Annotated in this window: 18 protein-coding genes and 1 riboswitch; of the genes, 9 read left to right on the top strand and 9 right to left on the bottom strand. The window is 56.1% G+C overall.

Annotated features, from left to right (window positions below; translation table 11 throughout):
* Positions 1–234: 234 nt before the first annotated feature.
* A complete protein-coding gene (locus AC3Y2E_RS06070) occupies positions 235–738 on the top strand; it encodes an Hsp20/alpha crystallin family protein (protein WP_332075610.1) in 504 nt (167 codons plus the stop codon).
* A gap of 53 nt (positions 739–791) precedes the next feature.
* Here the strand turns inward: AC3Y2E_RS06070 and AC3Y2E_RS06065 are convergent, their stop codons facing one another.
* The 7 genes from AC3Y2E_RS06065 to AC3Y2E_RS06035 form a co-directional block, all read right to left on the bottom strand.
* Positions 792–1622 carry an alpha/beta hydrolase family protein gene (locus AC3Y2E_RS06065; protein ID WP_379208207.1) on the bottom strand — a complete coding sequence of 277 codons (831 nt, stop codon included), beginning with the start codon at positions 1620–1622 and terminating at the stop codon, positions 792–794.
* Between the two features lie 209 nt (positions 1623–1831).
* The gene (locus AC3Y2E_RS06060; protein WP_379208205.1) at positions 1832–3121 is read right to left on the bottom strand and encodes a neutral/alkaline non-lysosomal ceramidase N-terminal domain-containing protein; all 1290 of its coding nucleotides are present in this window, start codon (positions 3119–3121) and stop codon (positions 1832–1834) included.
* Positions 3122–3290: 169 nt separating this feature from the next.
* On the bottom strand, positions 3291–5588 hold the full coding sequence (secA2, locus tag AC3Y2E_RS06055) for an accessory Sec system translocase SecA2 (RefSeq protein WP_379208202.1): 2298 nt from the start codon (positions 5586–5588) through the stop codon (positions 3291–3293).
* A gap of 230 nt (positions 5589–5818) precedes the next feature.
* Positions 5819–7441, bottom strand: coding sequence for a type 2 periplasmic-binding domain-containing protein (locus AC3Y2E_RS06050; protein WP_379208200.1), 1623 nt, complete (start codon positions 7439–7441; stop codon positions 5819–5821).
* Between the two features lie 617 nt (positions 7442–8058).
* Entirely contained in the window at positions 8059–9108 is a 1050-nt protein-coding gene (gap, locus tag AC3Y2E_RS06045) for a type I glyceraldehyde-3-phosphate dehydrogenase (protein ID WP_379208198.1), read from the bottom strand.
* A gap of 392 nt (positions 9109–9500) precedes the next feature.
* The gene (locus tag AC3Y2E_RS06040; RefSeq protein WP_379208196.1) at positions 9501–11300 is read right to left on the bottom strand and encodes an NHL repeat-containing protein; all 1800 of its coding nucleotides are present in this window, start codon (positions 11298–11300) and stop codon (positions 9501–9503) included.
* A gap of 167 nt (positions 11301–11467) precedes the next feature.
* Complete coding sequence (locus AC3Y2E_RS06035) at positions 11468–11791, bottom strand: metal-sensitive transcriptional regulator (protein WP_190930102.1); 324 nt, start codon at positions 11789–11791, stop codon at positions 11468–11470.
* Between the two features lie 167 nt (positions 11792–11958).
* A riboswitch (TPP riboswitch) is annotated at positions 11959–12067 on the top strand.
* A 198-nt stretch (positions 12068–12265) separates the two neighbouring features.
* On the opposite strand from AC3Y2E_RS06035, the gene AC3Y2E_RS06030 reads away from it, so the two are divergent.
* Genes AC3Y2E_RS06030 through thiD form a run of 6 tightly spaced genes read left to right on the top strand, consistent with a single transcriptional unit; the run spans position 12266 to position 16951 of the window.
* Positions 12266–13291, top strand: coding sequence for a ThiF family adenylyltransferase (locus AC3Y2E_RS06030; RefSeq protein WP_379208194.1), 1026 nt, complete (start codon positions 12266–12268; stop codon positions 13289–13291).
* Between the two features lie 25 nt (positions 13292–13316).
* A complete protein-coding gene (gene thiE, locus AC3Y2E_RS06025) occupies positions 13317–13952 on the top strand; it encodes a thiamine phosphate synthase (RefSeq protein WP_379208191.1) in 636 nt (211 codons plus the stop codon).
* An 18-nt stretch (positions 13953–13970) separates the two neighbouring features.
* A complete protein-coding gene (gene thiS / locus AC3Y2E_RS06020) occupies positions 13971–14171 on the top strand; it encodes a sulfur carrier protein ThiS (RefSeq protein ID WP_379208189.1) in 201 nt (66 codons plus the stop codon).
* A gap of 7 nt (positions 14172–14178) precedes the next feature.
* Positions 14179–14964, top strand: a complete 786-nt coding sequence (locus tag AC3Y2E_RS06015) for a thiazole synthase (RefSeq protein ID WP_379208187.1) — start codon at positions 14179–14181, stop codon at positions 14962–14964.
* A gap of 29 nt (positions 14965–14993) precedes the next feature.
* The gene (gene thiO / locus AC3Y2E_RS06010) at positions 14994–16106 is read left to right on the top strand and encodes a glycine oxidase ThiO (protein ID WP_379208185.1); all 1113 of its coding nucleotides are present in this window, start codon (positions 14994–14996) and stop codon (positions 16104–16106) included.
* Positions 16107–16144: 38 nt separating this feature from the next.
* The gene (thiD, locus tag AC3Y2E_RS06005) at positions 16145–16951 is read left to right on the top strand and encodes a bifunctional hydroxymethylpyrimidine kinase/phosphomethylpyrimidine kinase (RefSeq protein ID WP_379208182.1); all 807 of its coding nucleotides are present in this window, start codon (positions 16145–16147) and stop codon (positions 16949–16951) included.
* 102 nt (positions 16952–17053) lie between these two features.
* Here thiD and AC3Y2E_RS06000 read toward each other — a convergent pair whose 3' ends face one another.
* Both AC3Y2E_RS06000 and AC3Y2E_RS05995 read right to left on the bottom strand, forming a co-directional pair.
* Positions 17054–18655: a copper amine oxidase N-terminal domain-containing protein gene (locus tag AC3Y2E_RS06000; RefSeq protein ID WP_379208180.1), complete on the bottom strand. Its 1602-nt coding sequence runs from the start codon at positions 18653–18655 to the stop codon at positions 17054–17056.
* A 123-nt stretch (positions 18656–18778) separates the two neighbouring features.
* Positions 18779–19600 carry a helix-turn-helix domain-containing protein gene (locus tag AC3Y2E_RS05995; RefSeq protein ID WP_379208177.1) on the bottom strand — a complete coding sequence of 274 codons (822 nt, stop codon included), beginning with the start codon at positions 19598–19600 and terminating at the stop codon, positions 18779–18781.
* Between the two features lie 300 nt (positions 19601–19900).
* On the opposite strand from AC3Y2E_RS05995, the gene AC3Y2E_RS05990 reads away from it, so the two are divergent.
* Both AC3Y2E_RS05990 and AC3Y2E_RS05985 read left to right on the top strand, forming a co-directional pair.
* Positions 19901–20959 (top strand): amidohydrolase family protein, encoded by a 1059-nt coding sequence (locus tag AC3Y2E_RS05990; protein ID WP_379208174.1) that lies wholly within the window; start codon positions 19901–19903, stop codon positions 20957–20959.
* 15 nt (positions 20960–20974) lie between these two features.
* The gene (locus AC3Y2E_RS05985; protein ID WP_379208172.1) at positions 20975–21325 is read left to right on the top strand and encodes a Rieske (2Fe-2S) protein; all 351 of its coding nucleotides are present in this window, start codon (positions 20975–20977) and stop codon (positions 21323–21325) included.
* Positions 21326–21366: the final 41 nt, after the last annotated feature.

Genomic DNA, 21366 nt, shown 5'->3' with positions numbered 1-21366 from the left:
GGCATCGGGTCGAAAAAGCGGTGAAAAACCTAGGAAACAAGACGCATTCGTCTAATTTTGTCGAACGGGAAGCCGGAACTGGCAGTCCGGAATCTGCATATTCCGAATGACCTCTAATATATATGACGTCACATTATATTTGATGACGTTTTCACAGCGGGACCGAAGAACTCCTTAGGGCGGATGCACATATTTATACATATAAGGGTGTAGATCAGAAAGGAGCGAGGACGCTTGAACAAGGAAAAAGAATGGCGAGGACCGTCCCGCAGCGGGGACCAAGACTTTGACTGGAGGAAGTTCGAGAGGCTGTTCGACGATTTGTTCCCGAACGCGATACCGGGAATGGGTACGGAAACGGCTTCCCGGATCGGACGGTTCGTGCGGGGGGTTGTGGATCTGGCGGTTCCCGATCCGAAAAAACCGGAGGCGGCCGTTCCGCCCGAGGCGCGAACCCAATCCTCCGGCCTGCTGAGGCCCGAAATAACCGAAACGGGGAAATACGTAAAAGTCCGGATTCGGATACCGGACTACGTAGATGCCCGCAAGCTGCAATTGTTCGTGAACGGACAATATTTAAAAATCGAAGGCCCGATGGGCAACAAGCAGATCGTACGACTGCCTGCGATGGTAGGGTTAAAATCCGGGCAGGCTTCCTACGACAACGGCATCGTGCAGATCCGGCTGCGCAAACGGTTGACTCCGTCCTACCGGGAAATGTACATTCAATACCCCTGAACCGCCAGCGCCGCTAACCGAGTGGACGAACGCTTATTACCCGTATCCGTACGTCATATTTCCCAGTTATGCCATTCCCGCTTCCGCTTTTCGTTATACGTGAGCCAGTGCAGCGTCTTGTCGTACAGCTCCCGCTTGCTTTCCCCGGTCGAATACGTGTGATCGGCCTGAAAGATCAGCTCCATATCGCATTGCCCGTACGAACGCATCCAGAACAGCTTCTGGTATAACGAGCAATAGTCGGCCGGAATGGTCTGGTCGGATGTACCATGGGCCAGGAAGACGTCTCCGGTAAATTTGCGGATTTGGGCGAACGGCTGCTGGGCGGACAACGATTCGAAAAAGGCGGGACGAAGCGTGTAGCCCATATGATCGGACGATCCGTACCGGACCGCGTCGTCATACGACTGCTGCCCGACGATCCGCAGTATATCGTTGAAAGGATGAGCGACTGCCGACCACATCACCAGCGTCTTGACGCGCCGGTCCAGAGCGGCCGTAAGCAAGGCGGCCGCTCCTCCCAGACTGTGGCCGAGCAGAATGACCCGGTTCGCGTCGACATAATCGATGCCCAGCGCATAATCGAGGACGATGCGGGTTTGATCGATCATCGAATCGAGTCCGTTCTCCCCGTATTCGCCCGTGCTTTCGCCGCATCCCGCATAATCGAACCGGAGCACCATATAGCCGGCCTCCGCGAACTTGCGCGAAGCGCCCACGAACAGGCGGTCGACTCCGATTCTGCTGCCGATAAAGCCGTGGCAGATGACGATGAGCGGACGTTGTCCGCCCTCGCTGCACTTGGACTCGCCGGCCGCAGCCGGGTAGTGCAAAGTCGCCTTCAGCTCAATCGAACCGTATTGAATCGTAATCGCCCGTTCCATCGCAAATCGTCTCCTTCTGGCGGTGTTCCCTACTGCGCTTCGTCTACCGCTTTATTGTATATTTGTTATAATTCTTTTAATTCCTATATGTTTACTATGATATAGAATTTACCATCCGTTTGTGAACCTGTCAAGCAAAACATTCGAAAGATAAGCTCCCGAACCGAACCGGACCGAATCGATTACCCAATAAAATACGCCGATGCGTTTCAGCCTCCGACTATCTCGTCAAGCTTGCCGCGCAGCGTGTCCTCAATGCTTTCCTCAAACCTTCCGGGCATATAAAAATAATAAGTCGACAGCAACGGCTCGTATCCGCCGCACCGGATCTGTTCCCTCGTCGGCACATACCCGATCATGCCGTTCGAATAAGGGACGGGCCATACGCTGCCGGACGATATTTCCTTAATATACAACCCGTACTCGACGACCACTTCCGCATTCATCGTGAGGATGGCGAATCCGTCCGCAATGTAGAGCCGGTTCATTTCCAATACGAGTTCTGTCGCCCTAGTATCCCCCCGGCTCAGCATCTCAACCGCCCATTCGTCGTATGGCGGCTGCCGCTTCCCGGCAATCGCCTCCAGCTCCTCCTTGGACTCGAGCGGCTTCAGCGGTAAGGGTACGCTGTAGGAACATCCCTGCAGGAGAACCGGCTTCACCCTGCTCATCCGACTGTTCAGAACCGCGCTTGCAGCGTCCGCAAACTTCATCCCGAAATACCGGATCTGGTCGTAGTCGTCCGTCATTGCCGCCGGAGCGCTTGACTTGAATATATTGATATCCCCGCAAGTTCCCTGCAGGTAGAGACATAACGCTCCGTCCCCAAGACGTCTCTCCATCTCCTCCGCCGCCGTCCCTGTGAACTCGGAAGATACGTAGTTCTGATGCGCCGTGACCGGATGGCAGGCGTAATGAACGATTATGGCTTTATCCGTGCCAGCCTGTGTCCGGAAACGGATAACGGAAAGCTCCGGGTCCATCAGCCCGTCCGGGTATTCCCCGCCGAACGCCTGGCCGTCCGCATAACGGCGCCGCTGTACGCCGATCCGGCACTCGCCCGCTCCGCGCTCGATCGTAACCGGTTCAACGTTCGCCGCAGCCGCTTCGACCGCCTCCATCAGCTTATCCTCCAAATACCCGACATATCCGGCGTCCGCCGCACCGAGCAGGCGGTGAAATCCGAAGCCGGTCTGAGGGCCGGAATGGCTGTGCGTGCCGTGCAGCACGACCGTTTCCTTCTCGAGTCCCCACCTTTCCTTAAGCTTTGCTAACAAGCCGGGAACCCGGTCCGAACCCCACCACAGCAAATCCGCCGATACGAGAAGCGCCGTGCGGACAGCTCCGCCTTCCCCGGGCTGGCGCATATAAACCGCTCTTAAATAAATCCGGCTTCGAATCCCTTCATACGGCGCATTGCCTCTGACGGCAAAACCGGCGAGGGGAACCGGCATCTCCGGCGTAATATCCACTTTGGCGCATCCGACTTCCACGATCATCCCGATCATCCTTTCTCATTACCCGAATCTCGAATTCTATGTTACAAGGCCGGGTGTATTGCTGCATGCCAATAGAGGAGACCGGCTGGACATTTTTTGCCGGACATAATCGAACCGGCAAAGTAAGGATCCAAAGAAGCAATTGGAACCGGACATTCGATTCTGCCAATTACAGCAGCGACGAACGGTTTTGGAAAAACTGGTCGTTCACCGTATACGTCCAAGTCGCCGAAGGGCGGTTGATCCCTTCTTCGCCGATGGGAAGGCCACCCGCGATAACCGACTTCCACAGCTTTCGGAAGCTTGCCGTTATGTCGTCGGTGATCTTATCCTTTAGCGAGTCAAAAACCGGGATGATCATCTTATGGTACTCGTCAAGCGGATTCATCTTCCCGATGCTGGCCAGATGGATGCCTTCTTTGACAGAAGCAACGTACTCGAGAAAATCGGACCAGCACAAATCGATATGATGCAAAGTCAGCTGTTTCTCCGCCTGTCGCGCCGCAGCATGACCGACCTCGCGAACGACCGTCCCGTACAAGATTGGCTCGATGGACGACAGCAATTGCAGCTCCTCTTGACTGGTCAATACTCGATACCGCCAATCGTGGACGATCCGGCGCTGCTGCTCCAGCATATCCGAATATTTATGGAGGGTTTTGCGGATTTCATTATGTTGCCCGTCGATGACCCGGCGGATATGGGCGATCGTTTTGGGAACGGCAGCATCTCCGATCGGCTCCGAAGTCCGATACGACCTGTATGATTCCGGAAGCGCGTCATAAAGGTTGAACCGCTGCAACAGATCGTCCTCCAGGCTGACGTAAAAACGGGTCGATCCGGGGTCGCCTTGTCTTCCCGCCCGTCCTCTCAGTTGGTTGTCGATCCGGACGCTCTCATGCAGCTCTGTCCCGACGACATACAATCCGCCGAGAGCGGCTACAGCCGCACCCTCCGCTTCGTCTCCTCCGCCCAGCCGAATATCTACGCCCCTGCCAGCCATGTTCGTGGAAACGGTTACCGCTCCGAGCTTACCGGCATTTGCGATCCGTTCGGCTTCCATCTCGTCGTTTCTGGCGTTTAAGACGGAACAGGTTATCCCGGCCTTTGCCAGATCGCCAGCGAGCTTGTCCGACTGTTCTATGGAAGCCGTTCCGATAAGGATGGGGCGCCCGGTTTGATGAACGGTGTGCAAGTCGGCGATCAGCGCTTTGTATTTTGCCTCGGCATGAGTGAAGATGACATCGGGGTGATCGATTCGTCTGCCGGGTTTGTTTGGTGGTATCACAACAACATCCAGGCCGTACGTATCCCGAAAAAGACCCGCCGAAGTTTTGGCGGTAGCGGTCATTCCGCAGAGCTTCGAATACAACTTCAAATAATGCTGAAGCGTAATCGTTCCCAGCAGCCGCCCGCCGGGCCCTATCGCCACCCCCTCCTTCGCTTCGACAGCCGCTTGCAGGCCGTCCGGCCAATGCCGGTTGCCCGCTATCCGTCCGGTAAACCCGTCGACCAGTTCCACCTTGCCGCCACGTACGATGTAATCAATATTCCTCTTCAGCAGCGTCTCGGCATGTAGCGCGTTATGCAGCAGCGACAGGAGCGCCGCGTTGTCCGGATCATATAAGTTGCCGCAGTTTAGAAGAGCTTCCGCACGGTCGGCCCCGGATTCGGTCAAAAACACGTTCCGCTTGTGCTCATCGGCTTCGTAGTCGATTCCATATTCCAATTGTTTGGCAATCGCCGCAACCTGTTCGGCTCCCGAACGATAGTTGGACGACTCCCCGGCGATCACTAACGGAATTCTCGCCTCGTCGATCAAAATCGAATCCGCCTCGTCGACGATGGCTATATGAAACTCCCGGTGACATAAAGCCGCCGTATCCATACGGATCGAATCGCGCAAATAATCAAATCCGGCTTCTTTGGCCGTAACGTAGGTTACATCAGCGCAGTAAGCGGCTTTTCGGTCAGATGCGGCTTTGTGCTCCGTCACATAATCCACAGTAATCCCAAGTAAGCCGTACACGGGAGCCATCCATTCGGCGTCCCGCTTCGCCAAATAATCGTTGAAGGTCAACACGTGCACGCCCTTCCCCGTTAATGCATTCAAGTAAGCCGGGAGCACGGCGGCCAGCGTCTTGCCTTCGCCGGTCTGCATCTCGATCAGTTTACCTTCGAACAAAGCGATTCCGGCGACGATCTGGACATCATACAGCGTCAATCCAAGCGCCTTGCGGGACGCTTCGCATACGGCCGCGAACGCTTCGGCGAGCAAATAATCCAGCGGCGTCCCGCTTCCCGCCTCCCGAGCCATCCGGCGGGAACGTGCGAGCAGCTCGTCGTCCGACCACGAAGCTGCGTTCATTTTTTTGATTTTCGCCACAATCTCATAGTACGGCTTCAGTCGGAACTTTCGAATCCCTTCCTCAAACTTATGAACCATACCGCCCCGGATACTAGTCATCGGCAATCACGCTCCTTTATCCGTTTCCTCTTCCGTACACAACGTTTCTTTCCATAATTTTTCTAATACGCGTTAGTAACCGGACCGGTTTCGGGAACCTGGATAAGCTGCCGAGAGCTGCCCGTCGTATGTAGGGCATGGGGCTGTGTACCACGGAAACGGCGGAAGAACGAACAAAAACGGCCGGGGAAAACTTTTCCCGCAGCCGTTCGCTTGCCCACCGATTCTCATCAGTCGGATTTAAATGTAACCTTTTTGCCGAGTGCCGCCGTTACTTGCTCGGCATACGAATCGAAAATCGCCTTCGCTTTATATTTGTTCAACAGCTCGTCGAGATATTTCGGCCAGTTGGACGAATCTTTCTCTTCGAACAGCAGCTTCACTTGCAGTGCGCGCATTTCTTTGCGGTACGCGCCGATATCGAGACCTGTCGGAGGTGCGACGTTCGTTCCGAGCGTGTAGAATTTGAGTTTCTTGAACACTTCCAGAATCGCCCGGTCATGATCCGTTTCACGCGGATCGATGATCTCAAGGCCGATCGCGGCCGGGTTTTTCACGTTGTAAGAGAATACCCCGCCCCAAATTTCCGTGAAGTTGCCGTTGGCGACAATGTCTTTTTGGATCGCATCCGGAATCAGCTCGATTTTGCCGCCGTTCTTTTTGTAATGGACGTTTTCTTTCCCTACGTTAGCCAGCAGCCAGCCTTCCGGACTTGCCAGCCAGTCGAGAATTTCGATCGAACGTTGGATCTTCGCTTCGGACGTTTTCACGTTGAACATAAACGGAACGCCTGGCAGCGGAGAATACGAGACCGGAACGTCGCCGGCGATATGGAACGCTTCGAACTTCGCGTCTTTGACCCCGGTAATTTCCTGGGTTTTCTTCTGTACGCTGTTGTTCGAATTGTCGAACGCAATATCGCGCACGCCGCTGAAGAAAATACCGACTTTGCCTTGCTGCACCTTGTTCGTCACATCGCCCGGTTTGTTCAGGAACCAGTCCGGATCGATAACTTTCAAATCAAGCGTTTTGCGGATATCGTCCATCACTTTAGCGGTTCTCAGGTTCGTTCCGCTGTCGATGAAGTTGCTATCCTTGTCGATAAAGAAGCCCGGAGTCATCCCGTTTTTGAACCATTCCGGGAGGTCGTTCGGAATTGTCGTTCCGCTGCCCGCCGTGGAGAACCCGTACGTATCGTTTTTGCCGTTGCCGTCCGGATCGTTGAATGTGAACGCCTTCATTACCGCGATCATCTCGTCGTAGTTGGTCGGCACTTTCAGCTTCAGGTTCGGATCTTTTTTGTTGAGCGCATCGATCCAGTCTTTCCGCACATAGTAGACGCCGAAATAATCTTTAGGGAACGGTACCGGCGCACGTTTGAATACGTTTTGAACTTGATAGCGCTTTAATTCTTCCTGTGTCACCCACTTGAAATAGTTCGGCATCTTCTCCGGCGTCACATACTTGGTCAGATCAGCAACCGCACCGTCGATAATGTAGCCATTCGACTTGGCGCCGTCCGCATGGAACATATCGGGAGCGTTGCCGCCGGCCAGGAGCAGGTTCAGCTTGTTGGAGAATTCTTCGCCCATGGCCATATAATCGAGCTTCAGCTCAACGTTAAACTTCTCTTCGATCGTTTTCTTAATAAAGTCTTTGTCCCCGGACGGCAAGTTGGAGTTGTTCGTCAGCGCTGCCGTCATCCAGTACAAGGAAAGCTTTTCTTTCTTCTGCTCGCCCCCTGGTGTCGCACCCGGATCGGCTGCCGGTTTGTTATCCGTTTTGCCGCAAGCGCTCAGCACAAGTGCGGACGCGATCGATATAGCCGCTAGTTGTCTAAGTTGTTTTTTCAATGTCTGTTGACCTCCCGTAATGTCGAGTGTGAATGTGCAGTGCGTTGTAAAGCCGAATTTGAAACCCCTTTCTGCAATCGCTTCCAAGCCGATTAAAAAAGAATGGCCCAGACTTTCAAATCGTACTTTCGTCATCATTTGAATCTGTATAATACATGTACATAATACAACTAAAATACCGGTTTGTGAAGAGGGAGTCCTAAAAAAATATGCTTCAACTTCTGTTTGAATATTTCGCCAACGACATGCAATACCGTGCCTCCACCCGGCTTCGTGTCAGGTTGTTGTCAGCTTTCACATCATCCAAATCCACATTTTAATGGGAAAAAGCTAACACCCCCTACCTATAGCGGAGCAGCGGCGGACAAATTTCTGTTATCGAAATAAAGACGGAAGAAGCAACAACCCGTTATCGATCGATCCTAACTTCATCGCGCGGATAAGGGAATATCTTCTTCCGTCCATAGCCAGACAGTAAATCGTTATTTATCGTATGAAACCGGCGCTCTGCGGATAACCTACGTAACGTAATGCAGTTACATGATAAATTAATTCAACCAACGGCTCAGCTGCGGCTCCGGAACCGCATGCCAATGAACGGACGCTCACGCGCTAACCTACACGCTCTCCAAAACCGCAGCTTCCCTCTCCTCCGACCGTTTGAGCCCGGCATCCGCCACCATCTTGGCTGTGTCGATTACACGGCATGCATACCCCCATTCGTTATCGTACCAGGCGAGCAGCTTGAGCAGCCGTCCGGCCGCAGATAACGATAATCCGTCGATGGTAGCCGATTTGTCGCACCCTACGTAATCTGTGGAAACCAGCGGCTCCTCGCTCCAGCCTACATACCGGGAATATAGCGGACTCATGCAAGCGGAACGCAATCTGGAGGTCGCGTACTCCGTGCTTATCTCTTCTCCCAAATCCAGCGTCATATCGCACAACGATACGTTCGGCACCGGGACGCGCAGCGACACGCCCTCAACGACCGGCGCCAGATGAGGCAATACGCCGGCCAGCGCTTTGCCGATCCCCGTCGTCGTCGGAACGATCGACTGCGTACAGGAACGGGCGCGCCGCAAATCTTTGTGCGGATTGTCCAGATGATTCTGGTCGTTCGTATACGCATGAACAGTCGTCACCCAGGCACGTTTAACGCCGAACATTTCGTCAACGATGCGGAGCACGGGCGCCACGCAATTTGTCGTGCAGGAGGCGGCGGATATCAGCTTATGCCGGTCCGGGTCATAGCTGCGGTCGTTTACTCCCATGACGACAGTCAGATCGAGTCCGGAACCCGGTGCGGTAACGATTACGTTTTGCGCTCCACCCTCCAGATGTTTCGACGCTCCCGCGGCATCGTTAAATTTGCCGGTGGCATCCAGCACCAGATCGACCCCGCAGTCGTTCCAAGGAATAAGCTGCGGATCGCGCTCGGATAAAAGACGCACCGTATGGCCATTGATCACCAGATTGCCGTCTTCCGTACGAATGTCCGCATCCCAGCGGCCGTGAACTGAATCATACTTGAGCAAATGCGCAACCGAGTCGGCCGGATGCAGCACATTGATGGCCCGGATATTCAATTCCCCTTCCGTAAAAGCCCGCCGGACGAGCAGCCTCCCGATTCTTCCCATTCCGTTAATTCCGATCCCCACTGTCATACCGATTCCTCCCCTACTAACTGTTGTTTATATAATACGTACTATACCATAAAATATATCGTTTTAAATAGGTATTTTATTGATTAGTACATACTAATTATTGAGAATATTGCACACAGATCCCTCTCTTTCTGATGAACAGCGTATAAAATGTACAGACGGAGAGCACATCCGACGATGATCGGGTATGCCGACATTCCGGTGAATGCCCAAAAGAATACGGCTGTTTTTTCCTCCGACGCCCATACGCATCCGCAGTTATCCTGCCGATTCGAGGCATGTCTCTGCTTATCTCCCTGAACGGCAAAAACCCCGTCTCCAAGGAAACGGGGTAGATTGGGTACCGCTATAAAGAAATGTAAACGAATCATTGCCAGCCATCGCCGCTTTGCTCAAGAACGAACCGACTGCAAAAATCCGGACGGCACGCGATACAAAGCCTCTTCTACGGCGAACGCCAGATCGCCTGTCGCTGTATACGTTGCCGCCCTGACGGAGCCGGGCAGCTCGACGGTCCGGATAACGGCAGCGCTGTGCGGGTCGATGAAGAGCAGCCTGCTGCCGCAAAACGCGGCCAGCAAATCCGGACCGGCGGCCGTCATCCAGCTGCATCCCCCCTCGACGGGGATCGATTGCTCGAATCGGAACCGGGCCGGATCGAATACGCGAATCGCGCTGCCCGCTTTGACAAATACTTTGGCGCACATAGCCGCAATCGCGGAGCCGGGACGTTCGCCTTCGGCGAACCGGGACTCGTGCACGAGTCCTTTGCCGGGCTCCCATACGCCGAAATGGCAGATCACATCGCGATAGGGCAGTCCGCTGGCGCCGCCGTTCGTCGTAAAATAAACATACCGGTCGTCTGCGGCTACTCCGGCCACCTGCTGATCGTTTGCGATCGGATGGCTCCAGGAATCCACCTCCAGCGTAACCGGGTCGATTCTGGACAGCGCCCCTGCGTACGTGCCGTATTTGGCCGACCACCCGGTCCAGATCCCGCCGTCCGGCCCGATCACGCTTCGTCCTTCCGGACGGATATAATCCGGTCTCAGCGCCCGAAGCGATTGCGGATTTCGGTTATTCAGCTGATCCCACGGCTGCGCCGGGTCGTACACGATGTGATCTCCGCCGACGTAAGCCGTCAAATACAATTTACCGTCCACAAACACCATCCCGTACACTTCTCCGCCGGAATCGCATACCGAGGACGAGTTCCAGGCGGAGCCGGTCAACGGATCGTAATGGAAGATCGTCTGGCCAAAGCCGCACGCTCCCCATATCCCGCCCGCCTCGTCCGATACGAGCGTATGGATGCGCGTGGCCGGCGCCTCCGCCGGAATGCGGACCAGTTCCGGCACCTCGTCCAGGCTGTCCGCGATAAACAGATCTTGACCGCGCACCCCCGCATACCGCCCGTCCGCCAGCGGGATCGCCCTACAGCTTTTGCCGTTCGGCAGCGCCGCTTCCAATAAGGTCAGCTTTTCCTTCCAGCCTGCGGTATCCGGGAGCGACTCCAGCGTTTGCGGATGATAAAATTCGAAGCGGTCTCCTTGTACGGTGCATATGTACTCGTCGGTTACTTCGCGCACGGTAAATCCCGGCGTTCCGAAATCGCGAAACGTCCCGCTCTCCATATGAAACGCTTTCAAAAACGGCTCGTCGTAACCTCCGGTAAACAAAATATAACCTGGCGCGCTGCCGTTAATGTAGCGGCTGTATAAATTTTTACCATTGTCCGACGCCCTGCCGAGCTTCTCGAGCGTATGCAGCGCCGGATTGTAGCGGTATAAGGAGCAGCCGGGCCAAGTTCCCGCGTATACGTTGCCGTCGGAGCCGATCGCCATATCCCAGAAATATTTCTCGTCTGCCGCCTTCAGCGGCTCCGCCCAAGTCCGGGTCTTCAAGTCCAGGGCATGCATATACGCATAGTTCGGACACGTCCCGACCACGAGCTTTTCATTGCGCCAATTAACAAGTCCCCAGGCTCCTTCATCCCCCGGAAGTTCGATCGACTCGGCTTCCATTGAGCGCGTATCGATCAGGATCAGATTGCCGGTCTGTCCGGCCGCGAAGTTGGACAGCACCAGCTTCTCCCGTCCGTCGAGCGGGTCTGTCATAACTGCGGTTGCAAGAATGTTGAAATTGCGGCAAGGACGTCCGATTAACTCGAACTGATCTTGTTCCCGGCTCATCGCCATCACTCCTCTTATCCACAAGTATAAGACTTGTATATAAGTATAGCTCGGGTAGTAGGGCAGTCAATGAGAATTTTGTTAATAAAATGAAATTAATCCGCAAGCGGAAAGCAGGCAGTTCGCATACCCCCGTTCTTTCCGCTTCCGGATTCGGTCCCGCTGTGTTATTTCATTAACTTGTTGACCGTGACGAGCAGCTCGTTAATGATATCCTGATCGCCCTCGCGGATTCGCTCCACGACACACGACTTCAGATGACCTTCCAGCAGCTGTTTGCCGACGCCGTTCAGAGCTGCCTGAATCGCCGCGATCTGATTGAGGATGTCGTCGCAATACGTATCTTTCTCGATGAGTCCCTTCACACCGCGGATTTGTCCCTCGATCCGGTTCAGCCGGGTGATCAGATTGCTTTTTAATTTGTCGGAATGGTGGCTCTTGCGTTCCTCCTCGCCGCCGGTATTGCAGCATGCGGAGCCTTCGGCTTGCAATGTCGATTCGTCCTTCACTGAGTTCGACCTCCTTATCCGTATGGTAGCCTCCCCCCGTTGCGCAGTCAAGTCGGGAAGCGCCGGCCGGGACGTGCCCTAACGCGGCATGCCGCCGCCGTTGACAAACCGGCACGATCGTTGTAAGGTGAAAGATGAACCTCATATTTCAAGATCACTAGGGGTGCCCAGTCTTGGGCTGAGATGAAGATACGACCTTCGGACCCTTTGAACCTGAACTGGAGCGAGACCAGCGTAGGGAAGTGGCGCAACCGATTCTTGACTCTTTCAACAAATCGAGCGTCGATATGCGGCCGCCCTGACAGGCGGCCTTTTTGCTGTTGCGGAAGGCCTAGCGAACCGTTTTTCCGCGGCCGACGCGGCCTCCGCGAGCGGCAGGAATAGGCTCAGCTGCGTTCTTTCCGAGGTTGATCCGTTTTCCTGTATTTCCTGGAGCAAGGAGGCGCACCCGCCATCATGACCACTAACGATTCGTCCAGCCGATATTCCCGGCAAATGTTATTCAAACCGATCGGCCCCGGCGGACAACGCCGGCTCTCCGAATGCGCCGTACTGATCGTAGGCATGGGCGCTCTCGGTACAGTGCTGGCTAACCATATGGTCCGCGCGGGGCTCGGAACCGTCCGGTTCGTCGACCGGGATTACGTCGAAGCGAGTAATTTGCAGCGGCAGATGCTGTACGACGAAGAAGATGCGGCGGCTTCCATTCCCAAAGCCATAGCGGCCAAGCAAAGACTGTCCAAGATCAACTCCGGCGTCAAGCTGGAAGCCATCGTCGCCGATACGACCGCGGCCAATATCGATCAGTTGATCGAAGGCATGGACCTTGTGCTGGACGGGACGGATAACTTTCATACCCGATACTTATTAAACGATGCCTGCTTCAAGAACCAAATTCCGTTCGTATACGGCGGCGCGGTCGCCTCCCGGGGGATGAGCGCGATCTTCGTCCCCGGACAGACCGGCTGCCTGCGGTGCCTGATCCAGCCCGGAGACAGCTCCGGGGAGACATGCGACATGATCGGGGTCATCTCTCCCGTCGTCGATATCGTCGCTTCGTATCAGGCAACCGAAGCGCTGAAGCATCTGGTCGGCGATACCGCCGCCCGCCGGAACACGCTGATCACATTTGACGCGTGGCACAATCAGTCGTACGAGATGAAGCTCCCTTCTTCGAAGTCGGACTGCCCGGTATGTTGCGGTCATCGCTACCCTGCTCTTGACGAGATTGGGCTCGATGACGCGACTTCGCTGTGCGGCCGCGAGACGATCCAGATCCGGGCCCGCAGCGGCTTCGATCTCGATTATTGGAAAGAAAAGCTGGAACGCGTCGCGCGAATCCAGTCCAACCCGTTCCTGCTGAAGGCCGAGCTGCCGGAAGGCGAACGCCTCGTCCTGTTTCCCGACGGGCGCGTGCTCGTGCAAGGCACCGAGGACCCCGTACGAGCCAAAACGCTATACGCCCGCTACATCGGGCTCTGATCGATTATAGAAGGAGGCAGGCGATATGAAACCATTCAAGCTGTACGCCATCACCGGAGAGGAATTCCACCCGGGCAAGCCGATGATCGAAGTGATGGAGGAAGCGATCAAGGGCGGTTGCGACATCATCCAGCTGCGGGACAAAAAGAGCCCCCGCCGCGAGGTGCTTGCGAAAGCCAAAGCGCTGCGCGAGCTGACGCTTCGTTACGGCATAACCTTCATCGTCAACGATTATATCGATATCGCGCTCGCGGTAGATGCCGACGGCATTCATCTCGGACAGGACGATTTGCCGCTGGCGGACGCCCGCAAGATCGTCGGCGGCAAAATCATCGGCATCTCCACTCACGCCATCGAGGAAGCGAGGCAGGCCGAGCGCGACGGCGCGGATTACATCGGTGTCGGACCGGTATTCCCGACCAAGAGCAAGGAAGATGTTGTCGCTCCGGTCACTACCTCTTACGTCCGGCAGGTTGCAGCGGAAATCGCCATCCCGTTCGTGGCGATCGGGGGCATCAAGCTGCATAACGTCGATCAGGTGCTGGAGGCGGGAGCCCGCCGCATATGTGCGATCAGCGAGATCGTGGGAAGCCCTGACATTCAGGGCACTTGCCGGTCGTTCCTGGATAAAATCAATTCGGCTGCGGCATCGCCGCAGTGACGGTCAGCGGAGGAGACTATGGATGTTATCGTAAACGGACAAACACGTACAGTAGAAGCCGGGGAAACGGTGATCGGCCTGCTGCGCGCTTACGGGCTGGAGCATAAGATGGTCGTCGTCGAAATCGACGGCGCGATCGTACCGAAGGAAACCTGGACCGCCGCCGTGCTGGCTCCGGGCATGAAGATCGAACTCGTACATTTTGTCGGAGGAGGCTGAACCCGGTATGCATCAAGATCCACTTCTCATCGGCGGAACGGAGCTGGCTTCGCGTTTTTTTCTCGGCACCGGCCGTTATCCGAATCCGTTCGTGCAAAATGCCGCAATTGAAGCGTCGGGAGCTCAGGTACTCACCTTCGCCATCCGCCGCATCAACCTGGACGCGCCGGGCGATGACGCGATCCTTCAACATTTCGAAGGCAAATCGTTCACGTATTTGCCGAATACGTCCGGAGCCCGCACGGCTGACGAAGCCGTACGGATCGCCAGGCTCGCCCGGGCTTCCGGCATCGGCAACTGGATCAAGGTCGAGATCAGCGCCAACGAAAAAACGCTGCTCCCCGACCCGATCGAGACGTTAAAAGCAACCGAGATTCTGGCCGCGGAAGGTTTCGTCGTGCTTCCTTATACATCGGACGACCCGATCCTGTGCAAACGTCTCGAAGAGGCGGGCGCGGCAGCCGTCATGCCCGGCGGAGCGCCGATCGGCACCGGACTCGGCATCCTGAACCCGTATAATATCGGTCTGATCGTCGAGGAAGCCGGCGTCCCGGTCATCGTGGACGCCGGACTCGGCTCGGCCCAGGACGTCGTGCAGGCGATGGAGCTCGGCGTGGACGGAATCTTAATGAATACGCCGGTCGCCAAGGCGAAAGACCCGGTCCGGATGGCGCTGGCGATGAAGCTGGCGATCGAGGCCGGACGCCTCTCGTACTTGGCCGGACGGATTCCGAAGAAACGTTACGCTTCGGCAAGCAGCGGCTTGGAGCAGTTTATCTCTACCCCCAACTAACAACCCTATATCGGAAAGCTGGTCTTGCAATGACACAACATGTAATGGTGCTGGGCGGCGGCGTGATCGGTCTGTCATGCGCCTTCGAATTGCGCCGCCGGGGCTTCCCCGTCACCGTGCTGGAGCAGGGACGCTGCGGCGGCCAAGCGTCGGGAGCGGCAGCCGGGATGCTCGCCCCTTACTCTGAAAATACGGAGCAGCCGGACCCTTTCTTCCAGCTTTGCCTGCAAAGCCTGAAGCTGTACCCGGACTGGCAGCAGGCCGTCAAGGACGTGTCCGGCCTCGACTTCGAATATTCCGCTACCGGCAGCTTATACGTGCATTACCACGAAGCCGACGTACTCGCCATGCGGTCCCGCCAAAGCTGGCAGGACGATTACGGCGCGGCAAGCGAGCTGCTGGACGGACGGCGGCTGCGGGAGCTGGAGCCGCATATCGCCCCGGAGGCGGCGGGCGCCTTGTATTACCCCGGAGAATCGCACGTATACGCTCCAGGGTACGTGAAAGCGCTGGAAGAAGCTTGCCGGAAGCTCGGCGTCGAGATCCGGGACGGACTCGGCGAAGTCCGGGTCACGCGCTGGAGCGGCGGCGCCGAGGTGTGCTGCCCGTCGTCCGGCGGCACGTTCCGCAGCGACAAGCTGGTCGTGGCCAGCGGCGCATGGGCGGGACTGATGGAAGCGGCGCTTGACATGCGCATCCCGGTGTACCCGATCCGCGGGCAAATATGCGCTTACGAGACGCCGGATATGCCGGTCCGGCACATGGTCTTTTGCAGTCAAGGGTATGTGGTCGGCAAACGGAACGGCTCGCTCGTCTGCGGAGCTTCGGAAGATATAGCCGGCTTCGAGACGTCGGTCACGAGCAAGGGGATCGACCGGCTGAAAAGCTGGAACGGAAAGCTGTTCCCGTTTCTTGGCGGCATGCGGCCCTTCCATGAGTGGGCCGGCCTTCGCCCCGCCACCCACGACGGCTTTCCGCTGCTCGGAGCGTCGAGCCGCTCCGATTCGCTACTGTTCGCCGCCGGCCATTACCGCAACGGCATCCTGCTCAGCCCGGTTACCGCTCATGTGATCGCCGACCTGATGGAAGGCCGTGAGACGACCGGTCTGCCGCTAGGTGCATTCGCACCCGAACGTTTTTAAGCTAGACCCCAACTTTGTCCGTTAGAGGAGGCAACCGAATGACTATCCCTAAGGCGATGACGATCGCGGGCTCCGACTCCGGAGGCGGCGCAGGCATCCAGGCCGATCTGAAGACGTTCCAGGAGCTTGGCGTATTCGGCACGAGCGCGATTACCGCCATCACCGCCCAAAATACGCTCGGCGTCCAAGGCGTATACCCGCTGCCGCTGGAAGCGATCGGCCAGCAGATCGACTCCGTCCTGTCCGATATCGGGACGGATGCGGTCAAGACGGGCATGCTGTTCTCGGCCGACATTATTACGCTCGTGGCGGAAAAGCTGAAACGGTACGGGCCTTATCCGCTCGTACTCGACCCGGTGATGATCGCCAAAGGCGGCGCGGCCCTGCTTCAGCAGGAAGCCGTGGACGCGCTGCGGCGCGAGCTTCTGCCGATCGCGACGGTTCTTACGCCGAACGTGCCGGAAGCGTGCGCGATCCTCGGTTCGCAGGAGATCGGCAGCGTCGAGCAGATGATCGAGGCGGCCAAGCGGCTTCATGAGCTGGGCCCGCGTTACGTGTTTCTGAAGGGCGGCCATCTTGACGGAGAAGAAGCCGTCGACGTGTTGTACGACGGCTCGGAGGCGATCCTGTACCGCTCGCCGCGTATTCGCACGAAGCATACGCACGGCACCGGCTGCACGACCGCTTCGGCGATAGCGGCCGGACTGGCCAAGGGGCTGGCGGTAACCGATGCCGTCTCCGAAGCGAAACGGTTCATCACGGCCGCCATCGCCTCCGGTCTGGAGATCGGCAAAGGCATCGGCCCGACCCATCATGCGGCGCTCCGGCTGAGTTCGGCGAAGTAAGCGGCTTGTGCGTTTCCGAGTGTACCGCTGAAAACAAAACAGACCGTCGGGAATCGATGTCCTGACGGTCTGTTTGTGCGTTATCCTATTGTTAACGTGTAATTATTCCGGAAGCACCAGCTCGATCAGTCCACTTTCAGCGTCGTAATCAACTTCGCCGTACAGATGCTCGGCTATGAATCGAAGCGGAACGTAATACGATTCGCCTTGCTTGATGACAGGACCGTCCATCTCGTACGCTTCGTCATCCACGACCGCTTCCGAGCTGTCGGCGGCAAGCTCGATCGTCGTAAACCACATACCGGTCACTGTAATCGCCTCGTCCTCATAGGAAACGTCCGCTCCCATGTAGGCAGCCAGCAGTTCCAAATCGATATAGGAGATGCCTTCGTGCAAATAAGCCTCGTATGGGCCGAATTCATCCGATACTTGCAGCGGAATATATACCGTGGCCGGCTCATACTTGTTCATCTCGAGAGCGATCAGCTCGCCGAGCAGCGATTCCGGATCGACCTCTTCCATTAGTTCTGCCGGAGAGCGGCTTGTTCCCATGACGAACGGCGTCTTGCCGGCATCCAGAACGTCCGCCTTCACCGGTTTGTTAATATCCCACGTTTCCGATTGAATCTTGAACTGCAGGGCGGTAATTCCCTGGTCCCCGCCGTCCGGCGCAGGAAATGCGAGATCAAGCTCCGATTTGCGAAGGTTGAAGCTTTGATCGAACGCGAGCCGCGCCTTCACCTGAGTCTGCTTGCTGAGCATCGCTTGAATCCCGGGCTCATCCGACCTGCCGGCGCTATCGATGCCGATCAGCGCGATATACAGCAGCTGCTTGGCCGTCGTATGGATCATATCGACCGCGAGCTCCTTGTCGGACGCCGCTTCCATCAAGCTTTCCTTCAAGCCGTCCATCGAACTGCCGAACGGCGATCCGAATGGCGAACCCGGGAGCAAGGGCGAAGACTCGTCTTCCTTCTCCAGATACGGCTTCAGCACCGGCCACAGCACATCGTACATTTCGCCGATAAACTTTTTGAAGTTGGCGTCGTCCTTCGTCAAGTTGCGGATAAACGTTTTGGTGAGCGGCACCAGTTCGGTTCCGTCAAGGCTCGTCTCCAGCTTGTACACGTTGACGGTTTCGTTTTGAATCTTCTCCGTCCCGGACGTCACCTGGATCGATTTCGGATTCGGCAAGTTCGAGACGATCAGCGAAGCCATCGATTTGTCGATTCCTTTGGCCTGATACTCCTTCTGCAGCTTCTCGGTCACCGCTGCAAATGCGGCTGTCGAACCGTCCGGCTCCGTGAGCGGAATGACGATCGCTTTGGAAAGTCCGTCCACTTTCAGCACGAGATGCTCGCTGTTCATAAACGCCTGGAACGGAATCGCGCCTTTGGCCAACGTCAGCTGGCCTTGCAGCGACATCCGGTCCCAGTTCTCCATCTTCATATTGCGAATTTCGAGCTTGGCGTCGTTCCACAAGTCGACCATCGCTTTTGTTTCTTCCGACAGCTTGGACGGGTCCGTCTTCATATGCAGCGACACGGTAACGCTTTGCTGCATGGACTCCGTATCCATCCCGGTGATCAGTGCGCGGTTCAGATCCAACCCGCCCAACGATTGACAACCTACTACTACGACCAGCAGAGCAAGAATGAGCCATTTGGCCCAGCCCCCAACACGAAAATTCCGGATGTTCCTCATCTCCCGACTTCTATATATTGATATTCTCCTTACTTTCATTCTCTGAGAGACAACATTTTCCTGCCTGCCGGCTCGGTTAAATCCGAAAAAACGTTATACATTTTCTAGTTCTGTAAAGAGTTCTCACTTGCGAGCCGCGCCGCTCACTCCCGGAAGCGGGACGAAAGCGATCGGATGCCCTTTCTGCACGGCCGTGGGAGCGACACCGGTAAACTTTTTGAAGATGCGGTGAAAGTAAGATTGTTCGCAATAGCCGAGATAATCGGAGATTTCCGCGATCGTCATGCCGCTGCTCTTCAGCAGCTCGCAAGCTACCGATACTTTGACCTGGTGAATGTAGTCGATCGGGGTTTGTCCGAGCACTTCCTTGAAAATTCTTGTGACATGATTCGGGGAACGGTCGATATGGCGCGCGAGATCGGACAGCTGGATCGGCTTGGACTTGTTGTGGACGATATAAGCCTGCAGCTTGTGAATCAGATCTTTCTTGACGGCGGAGCGGATCTGCTGCTGCGTATCGTGAATCAGTCTCCCGATCAGCTCCAGCAAAATCCCTTGGCAGATGAGCAGCCCGCCCGGCGTCTGATCAAACCATTGGAGCAGCAGCATCGAGAACCGCTGCCGGAAATAGTCGGCGTTATGGATGTTCCATTTGAACATGCCGCGCTTGCGCAGTGTCTCCACCGTCTTGTCCGCTTCCCCGGCCGTCGTAAAGTGCGCAGAATATTTCTGATGCGGTCCCTTGGCGTCGTTATGACACGAGCGGATCGTACCGTCCGGAATAAACAGCACGTCCCCCTGATGAAGCTCGAACACTTCTCCGCCCGAATGATAGATCGCTTGACCGCCCGTGACGAAGATCAGGATATGATGATGCACCCTCTCCTCCCGGATTTGCCACTTCTCGATTCGATCGTCGTACAAGACCGACTTCAGCGTATACACGGTTCCCTTCCTCCTTCCATTCACAGCGGGTCTGTCCATCCCCTTGGATCGTTCTTATTCCATTCTACGTCCGGCGCCGATGTCCTTTTTCGAAGGCTGCGGAACGGACGGCTAACGCTTTTCCGGCTTCCCGTCCGGCCAGACGGCGCGCGGAAATGGTTGAATCGTTCAAAAAGAATCGCTATCGTTCATGGATATGAAAACGCAATCATGATAAATTGAATGTACGCGCGGAGCGACCTTTCCGGAAAATTATCGCTCGATTCAGCCCCATCATCCAGCAAGGGAGAGACACCCATTTTGAATGAAACGTTGAAAATTATCGACTGTGACGTCCACAATTCCTTACGAAGCGACCGGGACCTGCTGCCCTACTTGCCGGATACTTGGAAGGACCGGGTCAAACGCGGGGGACTCGGCCTCATGTACTCCGGATACTACTCCCCTGTCGGGGTCGGCAGAAAGGACGCCACTCCTCCCGGAGGCGGCGCCGTCGGATCGGACCCGGATTTCCTGATCGAACAGCTGGTGAACCCGTACCATATGGAAGCTGCGGTCTTGACTGGCAACCTGTTCAGCGTGTCCGTCGGCCACGATCCCGATTTTGCCGCCGCTACGGCCAGCGCTTACAACGACTACTTGATCGATCATTGGCTGAACAAAGATCCCAGGTTCAAAGGCTCCATCTTCGTAGCTTTGCAGGACCCCCAGCTGGCCGCGAAGGAAATCGACCGTCTCGGCTCTCATCCGGGCTTCGTCCAGGTCATAACCAGCAGCGCCTCGCGGATGCCGCTTGGACAGCGGTTTTTCCACCCGATCTACGAGGCGGCGGAGCGGAACGGACTGCCGGTCGCGATCCATCCCGGAGCCGAAGGCGCAGGCCAGGCGAATCCGCCGACGGCCGCCGGATATCCGACATGGTACATCGAGTGGCATACGTGCCTGTCGACCACGTTTATGGCCCAGCTCACCAGCCTGATTTGCGAAGGCGTATTCGAGAAATACCCGCGTCTGAAATTCGTGTTCATCGAGGGCGGCGTCTCCTGGCTGCCGCATCTGATGTGGAGGCTCGACAAAAATTACACGGCGCTGCGTTCTCAAGTCCCGTGGCTGAAAAAAATGCCGAGCGCATACATTCGCGACCATTGCTACTTTACGACGCAGCCGATCGAGGAACCGAACAATATCGCCCATTTGAAGCAAATATTCGAGATGATCGACGCCGAGCATATTCTGCTTTACTCCAGCGATTATCCGCACTGGGATTTCGATTCCCCGGATCATATCCTGAAGTGGCTGACGCCGGAGCATCGCAGACGCATCTTTTACGAAAACGCCAAGCAGTTGTATAAGCTGTAGAAAGGAATAACAGCGATGACCTTACATGTGGTAGGAAGAGCCGACTCGATTCCCGAAGATCAGCATCAAGTGTTCGAGATCGTCGGCCGTTCCGTAGTGGTTTACAATATCGGGAACGAGTTTTACGCCATCCTGAACTACTGCCCTCATCAAGGAGCGCAGATGTGCAAAGGGCCGGTGTGCGGAACGAATATCCCCTCCGAAGTGTACGAGTACAATTTCGGCAGAAAGGGCGAAATCGTCCGCTGCCCATGGCACGGCTGGGAGTTCGATATCAAAACCGGAAAAGCGCTCGCCCCGATCAAGAAAAAGCTGCAATGTTACGAGGTTGTCATTGAGGGCGGCATGATCGTCGTCAAGATATAGTTATGATGCAGTTAAGATGCAACAATCGGTATACCGCTCCG

The organism is Paenibacillus sp. MAH-35 (genome assembly GCF_058135425.1).
This window is presented reverse-complemented; position numbering and strand designations above follow the sequence as displayed.

Excerpts from the sequence above, each read along its gene's own strand:
- AC3Y2E_RS06065 (WP_379208207.1), bottom strand. The coding sequence starts at position 1,622 with ATGGAACGGGCGATTACGATTCAATACGGTTCGATTGAGCTGAAGGCG.
- AC3Y2E_RS06060 (WP_379208205.1), bottom strand. The coding sequence starts at position 3,121 with ATGATCGTGGAAGTCGGATGCGCCAAAGTGGATATTACGCCGGAGATG.
- secA2 (WP_379208202.1), bottom strand. The coding sequence starts at position 5,588 with ATGACTAGTATCCGGGGCGGTATGGTTCATAAGTTTGAGGAAGGGATT.
- gap (WP_379208198.1), bottom strand. The coding sequence starts at position 9,108 with ATGACAGTGGGGATCGGAATTAACGGAATGGGAAGAATCGGGAGGCTG.
- AC3Y2E_RS06040 (WP_379208196.1), bottom strand. The coding sequence starts at position 11,300 with ATGAGCCGGGAACAAGATCAGTTCGAGTTAATCGGACGTCCTTGCCGC.
- AC3Y2E_RS06030 (WP_379208194.1), top strand. The coding sequence starts at position 12,266 with ATGACCACTAACGATTCGTCCAGCCGATATTCCCGGCAAATGTTATTC.
- thiE (WP_379208191.1), top strand. The coding sequence starts at position 13,317 with ATGAAACCATTCAAGCTGTACGCCATCACCGGAGAGGAATTCCACCCG.
- thiS (WP_379208189.1), top strand. The coding sequence starts at position 13,971 with ATGGATGTTATCGTAAACGGACAAACACGTACAGTAGAAGCCGGGGAA.
- AC3Y2E_RS06015 (WP_379208187.1), top strand. The coding sequence starts at position 14,179 with ATGCATCAAGATCCACTTCTCATCGGCGGAACGGAGCTGGCTTCGCGT.
- thiO (WP_379208185.1), top strand. The coding sequence starts at position 14,994 with ATGACACAACATGTAATGGTGCTGGGCGGCGGCGTGATCGGTCTGTCA.
- thiD (WP_379208182.1), top strand. The coding sequence starts at position 16,145 with ATGACTATCCCTAAGGCGATGACGATCGCGGGCTCCGACTCCGGAGGC.
- AC3Y2E_RS06000 (WP_379208180.1), bottom strand. The coding sequence starts at position 18,655 with ATGAGGAACATCCGGAATTTTCGTGTTGGGGGCTGGGCCAAATGGCTC.
- AC3Y2E_RS05985 (WP_379208172.1), top strand. The coding sequence starts at position 20,975 with ATGACCTTACATGTGGTAGGAAGAGCCGACTCGATTCCCGAAGATCAG.